The 16,944-nt window shown below is 54.0% G+C and carries 16 protein-coding genes and 1 tRNA gene; 5 read left to right on the forward strand and 12 right to left on the reverse strand.

All coding sequences use genetic code 11. From position 1 onward, the window contains the following. Window positions 1-66: 66 nt before the first annotated feature. Window positions 67-2,040, reverse strand: a complete 1,974-nt coding sequence (locus KF752_19820; protein ID MBX3423811.1) for a TolC family protein — start codon at window positions 2,038-2,040, stop codon at window positions 67-69. A 428-nt stretch (window positions 2,041-2,468) separates the two neighbouring features. Between KF752_19820 and KF752_19825 the strand changes: the two genes are divergently transcribed. Further along, window positions 2,469-4,970 carry a diguanylate cyclase gene (locus KF752_19825; GenBank protein MBX3423812.1) on the forward strand — a complete coding sequence of 834 codons (2,502 nt, stop codon included), beginning with the start codon at window positions 2,469-2,471 and terminating at the stop codon, window positions 4,968-4,970. Here KF752_19825 and KF752_19830 read toward each other — a convergent pair. From KF752_19830 to KF752_19860, 7 genes are all read right to left on the reverse strand, one after another. Further along, a complete protein-coding gene (locus tag KF752_19830; protein MBX3423813.1) occupies window positions 4,960-5,964 on the reverse strand; it encodes an SMP-30/gluconolactonase/LRE family protein in 1,005 nt (334 codons plus the stop codon). The two genes, KF752_19825 and KF752_19830, sit on opposite strands and share 11 nt — an antisense overlap. A 121-nt stretch (window positions 5,965-6,085) precedes the next feature. Next, window positions 6,086-6,167, reverse strand: a tRNA-Leu gene (locus KF752_19835). Between the two features lie 135 nt (window positions 6,168-6,302). Then, window positions 6,303-6,821 (reverse strand): 50S ribosomal protein L9, encoded by a 519-nt coding sequence (gene rplI / locus KF752_19840; GenBank protein MBX3423814.1) that lies wholly within the window; start codon window positions 6,819-6,821, stop codon window positions 6,303-6,305. Window positions 6,822-6,942: 121 nt separating this feature from the next. Continuing rightward, on the reverse strand, window positions 6,943-7,386 hold the full coding sequence (locus KF752_19845) for a single-stranded DNA-binding protein (protein ID MBX3423815.1): 444 nt from the start codon (window positions 7,384-7,386) through the stop codon (window positions 6,943-6,945). 36 nt (window positions 7,387-7,422) lie between these two features. After that, complete coding sequence (rpsF, locus tag KF752_19850) at window positions 7,423-7,833, reverse strand: 30S ribosomal protein S6 (protein MBX3423816.1); 411 nt, start codon at window positions 7,831-7,833, stop codon at window positions 7,423-7,425. Window positions 7,834-7,924: 91 nt separating this feature from the next. Then, entirely contained in the window at window positions 7,925-8,500 is a 576-nt protein-coding gene (pth, locus tag KF752_19855) for an aminoacyl-tRNA hydrolase (protein ID MBX3423817.1), read from the reverse strand. A gap of 100 nt (window positions 8,501-8,600) precedes the next feature. Continuing rightward, the gene (locus KF752_19860; GenBank protein ID MBX3423818.1) at window positions 8,601-9,236 is read right to left on the reverse strand and encodes a 50S ribosomal protein L25; all 636 of its coding nucleotides are present in this window, start codon (window positions 9,234-9,236) and stop codon (window positions 8,601-8,603) included. 270 nt (window positions 9,237-9,506) lie between these two features. On the opposite strand from KF752_19860, the gene KF752_19865 reads away from it, so the two are divergent. Both KF752_19865 and KF752_19870 read left to right on the forward strand, forming a co-directional pair. Beyond that, on the forward strand, window positions 9,507-9,836 hold the full coding sequence (locus tag KF752_19865; GenBank protein ID MBX3423819.1) for a co-chaperone GroES: 330 nt from the start codon (window positions 9,507-9,509) through the stop codon (window positions 9,834-9,836). Window positions 9,837-9,985: 149 nt separating this feature from the next. Further along, on the forward strand, window positions 9,986-11,098 hold the full coding sequence (locus KF752_19870; protein ID MBX3423820.1) for a hypothetical protein: 1,113 nt from the start codon (window positions 9,986-9,988) through the stop codon (window positions 11,096-11,098). A 253-nt stretch (window positions 11,099-11,351) separates the two neighbouring features. Here KF752_19870 and KF752_19875 read toward each other — a convergent pair whose 3' ends face one another. The 4 genes from KF752_19875 to KF752_19890 form a co-directional block, all read right to left on the reverse strand. Then, entirely contained in the window at window positions 11,352-12,320 is a 969-nt protein-coding gene (locus tag KF752_19875) for a ribose-phosphate pyrophosphokinase (GenBank protein ID MBX3423821.1), read from the reverse strand. Further along, window positions 12,313-13,017 (reverse strand): NTP transferase domain-containing protein, encoded by a 705-nt coding sequence (locus KF752_19880; GenBank protein ID MBX3423822.1) that lies wholly within the window; start codon window positions 13,015-13,017, stop codon window positions 12,313-12,315. The genes KF752_19875 and KF752_19880 overlap by 8 nt, the downstream gene beginning before the upstream one ends. A 363-nt stretch (window positions 13,018-13,380) precedes the next feature. Then, window positions 13,381-14,295: an SMP-30/gluconolactonase/LRE family protein gene (locus KF752_19885; GenBank protein MBX3423823.1), complete on the reverse strand. Its 915-nt coding sequence runs from the start codon at window positions 14,293-14,295 to the stop codon at window positions 13,381-13,383. A 237-nt stretch (window positions 14,296-14,532) separates the two neighbouring features. Continuing rightward, window positions 14,533-14,784: a hypothetical protein gene (locus KF752_19890; GenBank protein MBX3423824.1), complete on the reverse strand. Its 252-nt coding sequence runs from the start codon at window positions 14,782-14,784 to the stop codon at window positions 14,533-14,535. 176 nt (window positions 14,785-14,960) lie between these two features. On the opposite strand from KF752_19890, the gene KF752_19895 reads away from it, so the two are divergent. Further along, window positions 14,961-15,749, forward strand: coding sequence for a hypothetical protein (locus KF752_19895; GenBank protein MBX3423825.1), 789 nt, complete (start codon window positions 14,961-14,963; stop codon window positions 15,747-15,749). Between the two features lie 828 nt (window positions 15,750-16,577). Then, on the forward strand, window positions 16,578-16,895 hold the full coding sequence (locus KF752_19900; protein ID MBX3423826.1) for a hypothetical protein: 318 nt from the start codon (window positions 16,578-16,580) through the stop codon (window positions 16,893-16,895). Window positions 16,896-16,944 lie beyond the last annotated feature (49 nt).

Below are 16,944 nucleotides of genomic sequence, written 5' to 3' on the forward strand. Positions count from 1 at the left end.
GAGATGTGCCGAGCCCAAGCAAATCGAATCCGGGTGTCCACACAGAATGTGTAGCGATAATGACGCTTAGTTCGAATGAACTGCATCTGCGGCTGTTAAACATGGCAGCAGCGAGCCGGTTACAAGTTGTAATCGAGCGTGGGCGAGCATGTAGTCCTGCTCGGCGCGAATCCAGTTGTTCTCTGATGAAATCAGTTGAATATGTGCATTCAACAACTGATCGAGCTGCAAACTGGTGGTCCGTGCTCCGCCCAGAAAAGCATCGCGCCAAATCGCGTCCAAGTATTGGACTTCCGCCTCCGTTGCCAACGTCGAGCGGACGGCGGAGTCAAGTTGTTGATATGCCGACTGAACCATGGCTACGGCCCCCTCGACATCCGCTGACACGCTCAACAGGATGTTATCGAGCTGCAACAGCGATTTTCGAAGCTCCATGCGTCGTTCGTGGAGAATGGACTGCGCCGCTATGTTGCGTCGTGGACGCTGGTAAGCCACGCCTGCATGGTAACTGGGAGTCTTGGTGAATTGATCGCCAAGGGACTCGATCACGTCATAGTCACCGCTGAGTCCGCGTAGGTATCCTTCCATGACGAGATTCAACGTGGGCTTCAATTCATTTTCCGCTACATGCAAACGTGTGCGTACGGATCGGACGGCTTGTCGGGCTTCTTGAATTTTGGGCTGTTGCTCAAGAGCTTGTAATCTTTCGTGTTGTAGATCGATGTTTGACGGGCAGGTGACAACAGGGGCTATGGGGACGATGTAGTCAGCACTACAAAGTAAGTCTGGAGCCGCTACTGCCGCTTTCAGATTGGCTTGCGCAATTGTCCAGCGAGCCTGAGCCTGTGCCAATGCAGCGGTCTGCTTGTGGATCGCAGCTTCGGCGCGAAGAACCTGACTCCTCAAGCTATCAATTTCGCTTCGGCCCTGAAGTTGTTGATATAGTAGCTGTAGATTCTCGATTCCGCGCTCGATTTGCAGCATTTCTCCCTGGGCTGCATATAAATCCCAGTACGCGGTGGTCAGCTGAAACGTGTGATCTTGTAGAGCCAGGGAGGCTTGATACTTGCCTTGATTGGCGGTAATGGTAGCAACCACAAAGCTGGCGCGATTGTAGGTCAAGCCCCGCCCACGCATCAACGGTTGCGTATAGCGCAATACCATGCGTGAATCAGCTTGCTCACGCGGGTCGAAGAAACGTGAGTTGTTATCCTTGGTCAGGAATTCTTGAAAGAACTCCGTCCTTCCGCCATGTTGGTTTTTATTGCGTATTCCCGCTCGATTCTCCCACAAGCTCTCGTTCAAACGCGGGGGCCCTCCGGTGGTCAATGTGTTTCCCACTGGATCGGATGTATCGCGGAAAATTGAATCCACGAAAGAGTTGACGTCAAATTCTCCTAATTCTTTGGCCGCTCGCGCATCGAGTATTTGAGGCTCAAGCAGTATCGCTTGGATGTTGGGCGAATGAGAGACGGCTTGCCAAACCAGTTCAGCTAGATCGGTAACCCGGCCGTTTTCTGCGCGATTCAAAGCCAAGCTGGCGTGCCACCAGGGCTGTCTAAGCTGTGATTCCGGTGGGCAAAGCGCCGCCTCCGAGAGTGTGTCTCCCAGCGACTGAGTTGTTCCCACGTCTGACGCTAATGAATCCCCAAGTTTGATCGATGGACTGGCAACCACGGTGAAATCAAAAGACTCAGGGACAAGCGGAATGGTTTCGCCGTCAAAATTGGCGCCCGCCGGTGGTGAAAGGAGAACTGAATTGTCTACGCCAAGCTCTGAGGTCTGGGGCGGAATTCCAGTTGCCTGAGCTTCTGACTTTGACAGTTGTGTAACCTTGGTGAACAATCCCGTATCGGCTACGACCACGCCTAGCGTCGCCCAAGATGCCACTAGGCCACGGAATAATGGCAGCCAGCGGCGGCTGGCGCAACGCCGGCCTGCGCAACATGCAATTCTCCAGTGAGTGTTGATCTTCACGGCAAGTGAACTGGCTCGATAGGCGTTGACGTATATGTGGCCAATTGCTAGCAATTTCACCATATTTTGAGTTCACAGAGACTCACTTTCGTACTCGGCACCGTGAACTTGGACGCATCAGCGGTCAGCTTCCGGCCAGCATAAACCGGCTCAGTTGCTGCCGATGCAGTCGGCAAAAGCCGCATCACCATCAAGGTCGACAATTCTGGCAGGTAGCCCTCCCTGACTCTCTGACGCACACGGAAGCTGGGACTTTGAAATGCTTCGCGACCATTACAATCGGCAGAGTCGTCGTAGGTTTCAATGTTGGTTACCGTTCGGCGTTCGGCAGCGGCAAGTTCTGACCACTTTGGGAAGTTTGGACGCAACTGTGAGCAAGAGTTTTTAGCTCATTGTGCGTCATCCACCTGCGGCTCGTTGTATCGCTGGGCATGCACCCTGAGACGGAAAAGGCCAGTTGATTACAGACCTGCAGTGGAATAAGGTTCAGAATGCAACGCTTTGGTATAACAACCAGGCTGACGATGCTGCTGGCACTGCTTTCCACAGTTCCCATCGTGGTGGTGGTTTATCAGAAGGCCTCTGATCAGGCCAATCTGCAAGAAAAACGCCGCTTGTTGGCTTGCCAACAACTGGCCATCAGTTGTGCTCGCGACATGGAGCGTCGCAGCTACGGTGATATTCGAAATGCGTTGAGCCTTTTTTGCGAGCAGCTCAGCGATGTCTCGCGAATTCGACTGATTCGATTTGACGGCTTGATTATCCACGAATCAACCAAGCCTGGTCAGGAGCCAGAAGCAGCGGGCAGCCTGGGCAAAAATACCATTCAAATTCCCGTTTTACGCGACTCCAGAGCGTGGGGGCACTTGGAGGCCAGTTTCAAGCACGACTGGTCCAATTCCAAATTGTGGACAGTTTTCAAGTCCTTCATACTAGCCATTATCCTGAATTCATTCAGTTTTTCGCTCTTGTTGCGAAGATCGCTGGCGGTGATGGACTCTAGCAAGGCCGTGCCGCGCCGCGTGCGCAACACGCTAGACACGATTGCTGGTGGCGTGGTGATCACGGATCCGGATAGCCGCATCATGATGGCCAACGAAGCTTTTGTTTTGACCACAGGACGCAATCGCGAAGACCTTGTGGGCAGCTCATTGGAGTCGATTCCTTTCCGAGCAAATTCCAGTTTGTTGCCATGGGACCGGGCCATGCAGTCGCTCGAGCGCTGTGCTGGTGTGACCGTCGAGTTGAGTTTGCAAGGCCGCGGTCAAATGACGTTTGTGGTTAACGCCAATCCAATCATTGATTCCAACGACAAACTTGCCGGAGCGATGATCAGCTTCGAAGACGTAACAACCCTGGAAGCCCAAAAACAGAATCTCATTGAGGCGATGAGCGAGCTGGAGAAATCCAAAGAGCAGATTCAGATTCAAAATGCGCGGCTTAACGAGTTGGCATCCAAGGATGCACTCACTGGGTGTTTCAACCGGCGCATGTTGATGGAACGGCTGGAAGCCGGCTGGCAAGACTACCTCAAGCACGACACGTCCGTCAACGTTGTATTGTTGGACGTCGACCATTTTAAGAAGCTCAACGATAACTACGGACATTCCGTAGGTGACGAAGTGCTTAAAGATGTAGCCAGAGTGATTCAAGAATCGGTCGGAGATCAAGGCTTTGTTGGACGATACGGTGGCGAAGAGTTTTGTGTGATCCTGACGGAGATGTCGGCCGAAGCTGCCCTCGAAATTGCCGAGGGAGTGCGACGAGCCATTCAGCACAATTTAGCTGAGCCGTATCGCGTCACCTCAAGTTTTGGAGTCTCCAGTTGTCGGCTCGGTGCACCTACACCTCACATCATGATGGAGCAGTCCGACCAGGCTTTGTACGCCGCCAAACAAGGTGGACGTAATCAAGTCAAGCTGTGGAGTCCAGAAATGGCCGATGACGCTCAGCCTGACGCGCCTAAGGCTCCCATCATCAATGTGCCGCTGACGAACCAGCCAATCTCCTATCAGGCCATTGCCTCATTGCACACAGCCTTGGCCTATCGTGATGCGGACACAGCCCTTCACAGCCAACGGGTTTCGGAGTTGAGTGTTGCGCTTGGCCGAGGTCTAATGCCAGTGAACGAATTGTACATCTTGGAAATCGCAGGTTTATTGCATGACATCGGCAAAATCGGAGTTCCAGATTCAATACTGCTCAAGCCCAGTCGTCTGGATGCGGACGAGTGGAAAGTCATGGAGGCTCACGCTCAAATCGGTGTCGAGATCCTGGGTTCCGCCTTCCAGTGCAAGCCATTGGTGGACATCATTCGTTACCATCATGTGCGGTATGATGGTATCGGGACACCACCGGGCGGGCCGGTTGGTCAAGATATACCGCTGGGCGCCAGAATTATCTCCATCGCCGACGCCTACGATGCCATGGTTTCCAATCGTGTCTACCGCAAGGGGCAACTTCCTCAAGAGGCCTTTGCAGAACTTACGCGCTGCGCTGGCTCTCAGTTCGATCCAATGTTAGTCGAACGGTTCGTCTCCATGCAGGTTGGGTGGAGACCGGACAGCCGTTATGGAAACTTCGATGTTCAGGACAGCCAGGCCATCACGATTGGCCACCTGACGGAACGAACCATTTCGGCCTACGAAGCTCGCGATGTCAAAACCTTGGCCGAATCTTTGGATCGACTGCGCACCGTTGGGCGACAATTGGACATGCCCGCCATCACCCACCTAGCGCTAGAACTCAGCAAGTCTATCGCCGGCCGTGACGTTGATTGGGACATCGTCGTTCCAGTTTTACAAGACTTAGTCGAAATGTGCTTGATGATTCAAAGAGCCCACGTCCGAGAGGTGGCTTCCCGACCACACACAACACTCAATTGTCCTCAACGCGACTTCTACTACCATGCACTCCAGTGGGACGCCGAGGTGCTGAACAATAGCAGTCATGCCGGTTCTACCAGTGCCTCACTTCCAAAGCCTAGCGCGTAATCGGTCTGGCCAGCGTGCGGATGCGGCACAGATACGAGTCGACGGTGAGATATAGCCAGCCGTCAGGATTGAGTGTGCAATTGCTGGTGCGTTGCTCTGTTACCAGCCGACCAACGAGCTGGCCCTTGGGACTGATGACGTATATGCCGCCAGGTCCGCTAGCCCACAAATAGCCTTGACTGTCGGCCTCCAGTCCATCGGGCAGCCCGGGTTCTTTGCCGACGCGGTCGGTAACGTTGAGCAGTTCTTTCGAGTCTCCCAGCGTGCCATCGGGGCGGACTTCGAATCGCGTCCAATTGGCCTGCTGGGGATTCGATTGCGCTACATACAGAAACTTCTCGTCTGGAGAGAGCGCAATGCCGTTGGGACGTGCGATGCTGGGGGTCAGCAATGTCAACTCGCCATTGGGCTTGAGCCGATACACTCCGCAGAAGTCCAACTCACGGCGTGAATCTGCGAACTGTTCTGGCAGGCCATAGGGCGGGTCGGTGAAGTAGATGTCACCGTTCTTCATCAGCACCGCATCATTGGGACTATTGAGCCGCCGGCCTTGATAGCGGTCGGCCAATGTCATTTTGCCTCCGTTGTCAGTCAGGACACTGACGCGCCGATCTCCGTGCTCGCACATGCACAAGCGACCCTGGCCATCTAGAAACAAACCGTTGCTGCCGGGCTCAAGCCCATAGTACGTGACTCCCGTAAAGCCCGATGGCGTCATGAATACGCTGACTTCACGACCAGCCGGCGCTCCGGGCTGATACTTGTAAATCGTATTGCGGGGGATATCGGAAAACAACAGATGCCCATTGGAGTCGCCAATCCAGACCGGGCCCTCGGTCCAGGTAAACCCGCGGGCTAGCACTTCAATCTTAGCATCTGGAGCTACCAAACGATCAAACTCTGGCGTTAATCGCTCCAGCCTGCCCAGCGTTTGCTGTGCGCGAGCCTGAGGACATAACAAAATAATCGCCAACGAACACCAGATGCGATTCATGAGGTGACTCCCAGAGTATTGACGTCGACCAAGCCCCTTGCACTGTTTGCGAATTCAGCCACTAGCCGCCCAGCACACGGCTCGATAAACGATTCGACATTGAATCAAAGAAAAAAGAAAGTAGGGCTGACAGGAGTCGAACCTGCACACCTTGCGGTACTAGAACCTAAATCTAGCGCGTCTGCCAGTTTCGCCACAGCCCCAAAAATTTCTTCCGTTCGAGATTCTTCAGGTAGCAGTTTGGATATTCTAATCCACGGATGCTTCATCCACGCTCTGGCAAGCGTAGCTACTAGTCCAGTAGTGCGTCCACGCTCTGTCGAGCGTAGCTACGTTGGCTAATTTGCCGACGGCACTACCCACACCTTCAAGTCCGCTTCAATTTCATGATGCAAGTGAATCTTGACGGTGTACAAGCCCAGTTCCTTGAGTGGTCCCTGCAGTCGAATTTGGTCGTCGGTGATAACCAAATCCAACGCTCGCAGCGCGGCAACAATTTCCACAGCTCCAACGCTGCCATACAAATGGCCTTCGTCATTTGCATTGGCCTCGATGGTTACTGACTGTTGAGCAATTCGATCGGCCAGCGACTGCAATCTGCCCAGTCGCGCCCTTTCGATCTCCTTCAACTTGGCCTTGTGCTTCTCAACCATCCGCTTGTGATGCTCGGTCGCCACAATGGCCAAGCCTTGAGGCAGCAGATAGTTGTTGGCAAAGCCCGGCCGAACCTGGACCACTTCACCTTGACGTCCAACATGGTCGACATTGTGTACTAACAGCAATTCAATGCCGCCATGATCGCCTTTGGGTAAACGCTTAAACGCTTGTCGTCGGGCTCGCAGATTCGCAGAAGACATAATTCAAGACTCGCTGTGTCTAATCTAACTTAAAACTGATGTTTACCAAATTCGCTGCCGTGTGTTGTGTTGCCGGATGGGACATCCGTCCATCCATACACAATCGTTACTTGACTACGGCCTAAAACGGAATGTCATCAACCACCGGTTCTGGCTCGTGAACTGCCGAGCCGGGGCCAAAATCGTCGCGATGCGACTGCTGTTGCATGGGAGCCGATCGCGATTCACCACCGGACTGCCTGGCACCTAACATCTGCATGCGCTCGCAGACGACTCGCAGCTTATAATGTTTCTGGCCATCCTTTTCCCAAGTATCCAGCTTCAAGCGGCCTTCAATGAACACCGCAGAGCCCTTGCTCAGGTACTCGCCAGCGACTTCGGCGGTCTTTCCCCAAAATGTCACATCGACAAACGTTGTTTCATCGACCCACTCCCCAGCTTGATTCTTACGACGATCGTTGACAGCCAAACCAACTTCCGTGACGGCCGTTCCTGAAGGCGTATACCGAAGCTGTATATCGCGGGTTAAATTGCCCATCAATATGACGCGATTGTAACTGGCCATGGTTATCCTCCTGTCAATGGGACTGGATAAACGAGCTTAAACTTCACCGTCTTCGTCATCGACGCTACTTTGGGCCAGGATTTCCTCATTCAGAGCCGCACCCACCGGCGCGTCGGACTTGCCCAACGTGTGGGCGACCAATGTCTCTACTAACCTCGGATCGACCTTGATTACCAAGTGCCGAAGGATATTCTCATCCAACTTGCACAGGCGATTGAAGGCGGTGACCTTGGAGGTTTCCATGTTGAAATAGGAAATCCAATACGTGCCCTTGCCATGTCCTTCAACGGGATAAGCCAATTTGCGCTCTTCCCACAGACGGCTGGCAAGAATCTCACCACCTAAGTCTTCAATCGACTTGTGCAGCTTGGCGGCCACGCCACCCGGGTCGCGATTGAATTTGTTGCTGTCAAACAAAAAGAAACAGTCGTAGCACTGAGTAGTCAACTTGGTGAACTCCCAATCAATTCAAACTAAATGGTCGAATGTTTACGGTTGGTGTTTGCCGGAACGAATCGTCTTGCGACCTCAATCGTCCTCAGCTATTAAAATGGTTCATGCAGTACTGCAAATCGTGTTGGCACCAAGCTTCGATGGCCGAACAGGCTCGCTCAACGCTGTGGGCAATCACCGGTCGCTCATCGTCGCGAAATCGACTGAGCACATAATCAGCGCCATCCCAGTGGTCGGGAACAGCCCCAATACCGATCCTCAGCCGAGGTATTTGTAGACTTCCAAGCTGCTGGAGGATGTCTGCCAACCCCTTCTGCCCACCGGCAGACCCTTGAGGTCGAACTCGAACCTTTCCTACCGGAAGACTCAAGTCGTCGCAAATAACCAACAAGTCGCTGTGAATGTCCGTCTTGTAAAATTGTGCAAATCGGCGCACGCACCGACCGCTGTGATTCATGTAAGTCTGAGGCCATACCAATAGTAGTTTGTCTGACCCCAGAGCAATCGAACTCGTCTTACCATCTCCATTGACACGCGGTGGAGGGGCAGCCAGCTTGCGGCACAGCGCGTCTAGCACATCAAAGCCAATATTGTGGCGTGTCCCCACGTACTTGGCTCCTGGATTACCCAGGCCTACCACCAATTTCTGCGTTAGCGTCATTCTCCCTTAATTCACCAGCCACAGCAAGTAATCGCATTCAGCCACTGCATTGCGTTCGACTAAGTCACTGTGCACGATTAAGTCACAGCAGCCGAAGCCGCTACTTGGCCTCTGCCTCTTTGCCCTTTTCCGCCTTTTCCTTGCGGATCAGCTCAGGCTCAACCGCACCTGCCGCAGCCAGGTCATCCGCATTTTCACTTGGCTTGACGATTTGCACCACGACGCGCGAGCTGCCGGTAACCATGCTGGCTCCCTCAGGCAGTGTAACCTCGCCTGCGTGAATCGACTTGCCCAGATGCAATCCGCTAACACTGACCGTAATAAACTCAGGGATATTGGCCGCTGGGCAGCGGATAGTTAACTCGTGTGTCTGGAACACCAATTGTCCACCTTCGCCTATGCCAGGAGCCTCCCCGTGCAGGTGTACAGGCAACGTGACCTCGACCGCTTCGGTCGCTGAAACTCGGTGAAGATCCACGTGCACAACGCTGGTGCCGTAGGTGTCCCACTGAACCTGTCGCAGTACCGCCATGTCAGCGATATCTCCGGTCAGTGTCAAAAGCTTTGTACCATGCTTGATCACGCCCTGAAGCGCATCTGCGCGAACGGATAGATTGACATTTTCTTCCCCGTGGCCGTACAAAATCGCAGGAACTTGGCCTTGGGCGCGCAATCGCTTGGATGCGTTGGAACCAATCGCAGTACGCTTGGCAACGGTAATTGTTTCGCTACTCATCGACTTACTCAGAAATTGTCAGTTAAAAACGGCTATTCGACGTCAAAACGGTCCTTGGGCGCGGCCACATGCCGTCGACCAACGGCACAGCCGTCGGCCAGGCACATGCCAGCGAACCGTCAGTATCCCAAATCGCCAGACTCTTTCAAGTGCAAACAATGATCCCACATCCCGTCCTGGTTCTCCTGGCCAGGTTCCCTTGCTCAGAATGCAGCAGTCAATTATTTTTGCTGCTACTTCCAATCCACTTTTCCCATCCAGGCCAATATTATGGCGAAGTCGAAAACCAACACGCTCCAGTTCATTGAACCCATCGGCTCACGAGTCCTGGTGCTGAAGGACGAGCCCAAACGGGAGACAAAGGGGGGGATCGCCCTGCCCGACGCCGCAGAAATACCCACCATCACCGGCCGGATCGTCACCATCAGTCGCCTCGTCGAGCACGACGAAGACCTGCCTCTGCGTCAATACGACAAAATCCTGTTTCACCCCAAAAACGCCATCCCCGTGGACTTCGAGCCCGACAACCAACTCTATGTGGTACCTGTCGAGGATATCGTCGCTGTCTTTCGAAAGGACAAACCCACTAGCCAAGAATGAGTACCGCTGGTCCAAGTGTCTGATTACCTGGCAGTTATTCGATTTGGATTTTGGCCGATGCGTTCATTGCCAACGCATCATTGATTAACACAGTTGCCGTAGAATCGTACCTCTGCTTAGTACGGGCTGTATTGCTGGGAGGGTAAGCTATGCGATGGGTATTCCTAGCGTTCATGTTGGCGACGGCAAGCGACATTGCTCTCGCTCAGGATGCGACATCCGGTCCAGCAACGGCCCCTTGGGCTATCCAGCGCATTGAAGCACTTGGCGGCAAGATTACCTCCGGTGGAAACGGCCAGCCCATCACGCGACTCTACCTCGGCCAGACCGCTACGGACGATGCTGATTTGAAATGGATTGGCGATCTTGCTCAGCTAATCGAACTGAGCCTGGCAGACACCAGGATCACCGATGCCGGATTGTCGCATGTCGCTCGGCTTCAGAAACTTGAAGCACTCCATTTGGCCGACACCGCTGTATCGGATCGGGGGCTCGAAGCGATTCGGGGCCTGGTCCAGTTGCAATTGTTGGGCCTCAAGGGCACCCAAGTTACCGACGCTGGGCTCGACTACATACAAGGGTATAGCGCCCTCAGGTGGCTCGGTCTGCGCAATACCCGAATCACCGATGAGGGGCTGATTCGTCTGCAAGAACTCCGTCAATTGCCAGGGCTGTCTCTAAGTTACTGCCAAGTTACAAGTAAGGGATTGATGTATATCCAGCGGCTGGTCAAGCTGCAGCGACTTGTGCTTGATCACACGCTGGTCACGGATGATGGTCTTACCTATCTCCGGGACATGAAACAGCTCCATACGCTGGATTTAAGCCACACGCAAGTTGGGGACTCTGGGATCAAGCAGTTAGCGGAGCTGGGCCAACTGCGCATGGTCGAATTAAGTGGTACCAAGGTAACCGATTCGGGCTTGGTCCACCTGGCCAAGTTGCCTGCTCTTCGAGATGCGACTATCAACGCACCCGCTCCGATAGTTTTCGGTGCAACGCCCCCGGCAGGTTTGCCACAGCTGCCTGGGTTGGCCTTGAATGAATGTCGGGTTAGCGACGCTGGGTTAGCCCACCTACGATCCTTGCCTGGCCTCCAACGCTTGGAGTTGAGCAAAACGCAAATTACCGATGACGGCTTAAATTTCCTGCACGAATTAGCGGGGCTGCGATGGCTGGACGTCCGCGCAACTCAGGTAACCGAGCAGGGGATTTCATCACTTCAGCAGGCACTGCCACACCTGAAAATCCTCGCTCGCTAAGATTCTTGAAAACGCATGAGCAGGCCTGGCTCATCGCGGGAATCATGCATTGACTGTTGGGGCGGTCAGCCCATGAGAATACACCAGTCGCCAGCTTCCGACGACGGTAGCTCACTGGCATGCCACCGGCATCAGTGCATAAGACACATTGAGCGCCGCAATGTTACAAGCCTCCTAGTCAAGTTACATGCCCCCTAGTCAACGCCCGGGCCCAAGCAATCCAGGTTTTGTCGACGGCCACTGGATCGTCCGCTTAAGTGCCACTGTCCTGCGCTGGCGGGCGGAATAGTTCGCTAATGGATTTATGATGGTGGATGCGGCGAATGGCTTCAGCTAACAAAGGTGCCACAGAGACGACTTGCGTGCACTCGAGTTTCTTCTCGGGCGGAAGTGGAATGGAGTTGGTGATGCATAGCGACTTGATGGGAGCCGCTCGCAAACGCTCGATGGCGTTGCCGCATAAAACACCGTGAGTGGCGGCGATATGGATTTCTCGTGCCCCCGCTTTGTGTACCAATTCGGCGGCCCCGCAGATTGATCCCGCCGTGCTGATCATGTCGTCGAATATCACGCAGACTTTGCCTTCGACGGGTCCGCCAATAATATTCTTTTGAGTCGTGGCTATTGCGCTGTCGCGACGCTTGTCCACAATGGCCAGGCGGCCACCGAGCCGCTTGGAATGCCCAATCGCGCGCTTGATGCTGCCTTCGTCAGGACTCACCACTACTAAGTCTTCCGCAGCAAATCCCATCTGCTCGATGAATCCATTGAGCACCGGAGCGGCGTACAAGTGATCGACGGGAACATCAAAGAAGCCTTGAATCTGCGGAGCGTGCAAATCCATCGTCAGCACGCGATCGGCACCGGCGCGAGTGATCATGTTGGCGACTAACTTGGCCGTGATAGGCACTCGGCCTTCATCCTTGCGGTCTTGTCGGGCATAGCCATAGTAGGGGATGACCGCAGTTACCCGCGCAGCACTGGCGCGCTTGCAACTATCGATCATGATCAACAGCTCCAACAGCGTATCGTTGACCGGTGGGCAGGTGGGCTGAATCAAGAATACGTCGCGGCCGCGCACGTCATCGTTGACTTTGCAATAATTCTCCCCATCAGGGAATTTGCCTAAGGACACCGATCCCAACTGCAGGTGCAGTGCTTCACAAATGTCATGGGCCAACTGCGGGTTGGCTTGTCCACTCAGGATTTTTAACTCACGCATGTTGATAGCCCATTTCGCGCATCTTTTCCTCCACCAATTGCAGCTCGTCGATCGTGTTGATGCTCAGCGATTCGCAGGATTTCAGTACCGTGCGCGCATCAACGTTTTTGCCCGACCTCAGCAGAATTCCGGGACAATCTGTCAAGTAGTACTCGCCCTGGGAGTTTGAATTGTCCAATTGTGCCAGGGCCCACAGCAAGTCCGGTCCGTGGAACAAGTAAGTGCTCATGTTGACTTCATTGACCGCTAATTCGGCTGGAGAGGCGTCCTTGTGTTCGACAATTCCACAGAATTTTCCATCAGAATTGCGGACAATCCTTCCCAAGCCCGCGGGATCGTCTTTCAGTAGCGTTCCCAGCAAACAGGAGTACTGGCCGCTGCGGAACAGTGACAACAGCTCTCGAATGGAATCGGCCTGAATCAGTGGCGAATCGCCAGCTACGACCAGTACTGGGCCGTTGTGATTTCCCAACAGCTGGCGGCACTGATCGACTGCGTGGCCTGTGCCAAGCTGCTGCTGCTGCACTGCGAACTGTACGCCGCTCCGACCGCCCAGCTCCTGACGTACGTCGTCGGCGCGATAGCCGATGACCACAATTTGGCGACCGATGCCAGCCTGCTCCAGAGCATCCAATACCCAGTGAATCATGGGACGCTGCAAGGCGGGAAACAGCACTTTCGGCAAATCGCTCTTCATCCGCGTACCGCGGCCGGCAGCCAATACCACGGCAATAGGTTGATCATTCACAGATGGCGTACTCCTGGCCAGATAATGTCGTTGTGAGTAATGTCGTTGTGAGGCAAGCTGGCTCCACAGTATATCGCAAGGTCAAACCTTCCAAAGGGTGACGCAGCGGAAAAAGGCTGCTCTGCCCATGAGCGATCCTGGTGTCTGAATTCTGGTTCGGTGAATGGACCAGATTCGCCGAATGGTTCCATTGGTCCAATCAGTGCCACTTCACATCGCGCAAGGCGCACAACAAGCGCACATGCCCAACAAATAGCCGTAGAGATTCCAGAATTCTTTAGCCCATGGCGGAGCGCGATTGAAACGTTGCTATTACTGCGGTAGGCGATTGCCAGGGAATCCTGCGACATGCATGGGAACGGCGTAAATCCCGCGGCGAGCAGTGGCTATTAAGGTTTTACCCTGTTTGCCGCCGAACGTGCAATTGGCTGGTCGCTCGGGAAACGGAAGTGAACCGAGCAGTGTGCCGTGGGGGTCGACTACAGCGATCGAGGAGCTGTCTGGCTGGGTAACGTAGACGTTGCCCTGACGATCGACGGTAATCCCATCACCGCCGTGTGGCAACGCAATCAATTCCCGTTTCGCTCCAAGTTTACCTGGTTCCTGCACCGGATAGGCCAGCAGTTTGCGACTTCCCATCTCGGCGACGTACAACGTCGCACCGTCGGGCGACAGCGCGATTCCGTTGGGCAGGTCCAATCCTTCTGCACAGCGCCGCGCCGTGCCATCGGCAGCTACGTAATAAACCGCCATCGTACCCTGGGGTAACGATCGGGATACGAACACTGGATCGGTAAAGTAGATTCCGCCCTTTGCATCCAGAAACAAATCGTTGGGCTGGTTGAATGGATTAGCGTTGTATTGAGCCACGATGGGAGTCACGCTACCATCCCCCGAATCAATCGCGACAATCCGTCCCGTCCCACCTTGGCAAGCAATCAGTTTCCCGCTGCCGGAAATCGCCAGGCCATTGCACATGCCACTCATTTGCAGCAGCAGGTCAACTTTTCCCTCGACATCGCGGCGGTAGACCCGCTGCCCCACGATATCTGAGAAATAAAGTTCACCATCGTCACCGGCCACTGGCCCTTCAGTAAACAGAAACCCATCGGCCCATTTCTCAACCGGGCCAGTGGGCCCAACGCCAGCGATAGCCTCCCCCTCTGCGGCAATAGCTCCTCGGACAAACGACAGCCACAACAACATGGTTATGGTAGTTAATCTCATGAATTCATCCCTCGGGGACCTCGTATGGCGGCAAGTTATCAACTCAATCTTAATCATAAGAAGCCTGGGCTGCGCCCACGGCCAGCGCGCGATTAGGAGCTGCGCGGAAATAAATTACCGAACTTACTTTCAGCGGGAGTGCATTAGCACCCGGGCATTAGCACCCGGTTTTCTCAGCAACCGGACGCTATCGCGTTCCGGCTAATTAGGCAACTTATTTCCGGACGAGTCCTTAGGTTATTGTCCGTCAAGGACTTGCTCAAGGATGTCGGTATTGCAGGCTGCTAATTTCATGCGACCGACGATGCTCTCGTACTTCTTCAGCCCGCGTTCAAGCAGCGGCATAGCTTCCACAGCCTTTGCAGAAAGACTCACGTCGCACATGCCGATGGTCGACCAGCGAAAGCCATATCGCGCTGGGCTAGCTAGGCGGCTCAACAGCGCGCGCTGCTCCTGGCCAATAACCGAACCGCCTCTCCACCAAGTCATTATTTCATTATTCCAGACTACCGCATTGTTGCAAATTGACAGCTGCCTAGCGTGTCGTAAAATCTCAGCGCTGCGGCATCCGCGCTGACTTTCTGAATATCGGAGTTCTGACTCGCTAGCTGCGTATACTAATCGTTATCCGACTAAAGCACCAACCGCTTTTTCGAAATCAGATCATGGATGCCAACTTGCGAAACTCGGTCGATGAAGTACACCGTCACATCGTCGACTGCGCAAACACGATCGTCAACACATTAGTTCAGGACCACAGGCTGTCCGCCGGCACCGCGAATGAATTGATGCTGTACGCGTCGCAGTTGTACAAGCTACTTCCAGACGCCTCAAGGCCATCGTGGCTCACGACGCTGCTTCAGCAGTTCCAAGGGGAACAACTGGCAAGTAACCACAACCATAATTACTCAACCGAATTCGCCTCGTTCCTTCTTTCCAACATGCGTCATGTTGAAGCACCAATCCTATCGCCTGATGAAGCCAACTATGACTTCGACTTAGTGTTCGACGAAGTTCGGGACGCGCAGGACATCGCGGCGACATTTGACAGCCTTGTTGCAAAATTGGAGCAGATTATCGCGGCAGATTTGATCGACAGTCGTGTCGTCCAACAAGCGCTAGAACGTTTGATGGCGTTGCTCAAACGCAACAAGCACGGGTCGCTCACGTCCATTTTGGTATCTTTGCATTACGGCCGATTTGCACTCAAGGCGTTTGGAGGGGCTCTGGCAGCAAACAAGTATCTAAAACCAATGGTGGAGGCATTCAAAGAAGAGTTTGCCATCGCCGAAAGTAAGGTGCAGGCGGCCGAAGCAACGCTTAAAGAAGAAGCTATCCGCCGGTTGACCAACGAAGATCGGTTAATGGCATACATCGAACAAAGCGGAGGGGACACTACCGTAATTGCTGGCTATCTTGGTCACGACGATTCAGGCGCCGACGACGCGGAGTAACTCCAACTGAACATCGTCGGATAACAAAGGCATGAACGCGGAGCCGCCGACAGCGCGTTTTCCAATGGAGCATCAACCGCGGCGGCCCGGTTATGCCAGCCGTTATGCCCAAAACATGAAAAGCGTTTTCATGTGCGTTTCGTTTCAACTCGAAGGAGAGCTTCATGATGTTCCGCTGTAACACGATTCTTTTTCTCTCGGCAACAGTAATTGCCTCGTTACTCTACTGTGATTCTGCTGACGCGCAGATACTCCGGTGCCGCCGCGCAGCGTCGGCCTGCTGCCCATCGCAACCTACCACGGGATGCACAAACGCATGTCACACGCATTCGTACCCAATGGCAACAGACCATACGCATGGTTGCTCGCCTTGCGGTTCACCGTGTGCGACGCCGGTGCGTTACAGCTGCCACTGTCATGGTGGTGACTGCAGTCGCTCAAACTGTAACCGCGCATGTGTCGAACGTAACGCCCCTCACTGCCTCATTCCGTGCACGAATGACCCGAGCGGTACGGCATGCTTGACCTGCTTAGGCGTCGTGGCTGCCACGTGCTGCGAACTGAATTGCACACCGGTCTATTGCCACTGCCACTAAACGCTCTGGCATAACAATGCGATGCACCGAAGTCGCGGATTGGCCGCTTCCTGATGGTGAGTTTACTTGCCGCGACGTCGGTGATCGCGGGCGTTCGTCGCGACAACATGGGGATGATCGTCATCTGCACCGTTGATGATTTCGAGCACGCCGCATAACGAACATCAATATTTCGTCATCTCGCACGAATAATGACTACGGCCTGTCCTTTGAAACTACGGCGAGCCTCACAATGTCGAACGACAAAAGCAATCTAGTAAACGTAATTGCGGGCACGTTTTTTGGAGCGCTTGCCGGTGGAGGTATTGGACTTGGCGCTTGCATGTTCCTGTTCGATGACCCTCCATTCTTCACCGGCGATACGATCTTGATTGGGGCGATTGTCTGCGGCGTATTGGGTTTCTTTCTGGGTGCTGGTTTCATTGAATGGCTGAAAGAAAACTGGTGGGGATTCTGGTGCACCCCTTTCAAGCTGTCATTAGCGAGAACTGGGGTTGGAGAGATTGCCGCAACACTGTCAAAATGCCCAGAGTGTTGCAGGTTGGGATGAATGCTCGGTGATTTAGATTTAAAAGAGCAGAATCCAGCGGCAGCGTGTC

This window comes from Pirellulaceae bacterium (genome assembly GCA_019636385.1).
GTDB lineage: Bacteria > Planctomycetota > Planctomycetia > Pirellulales > Pirellulaceae > Aureliella.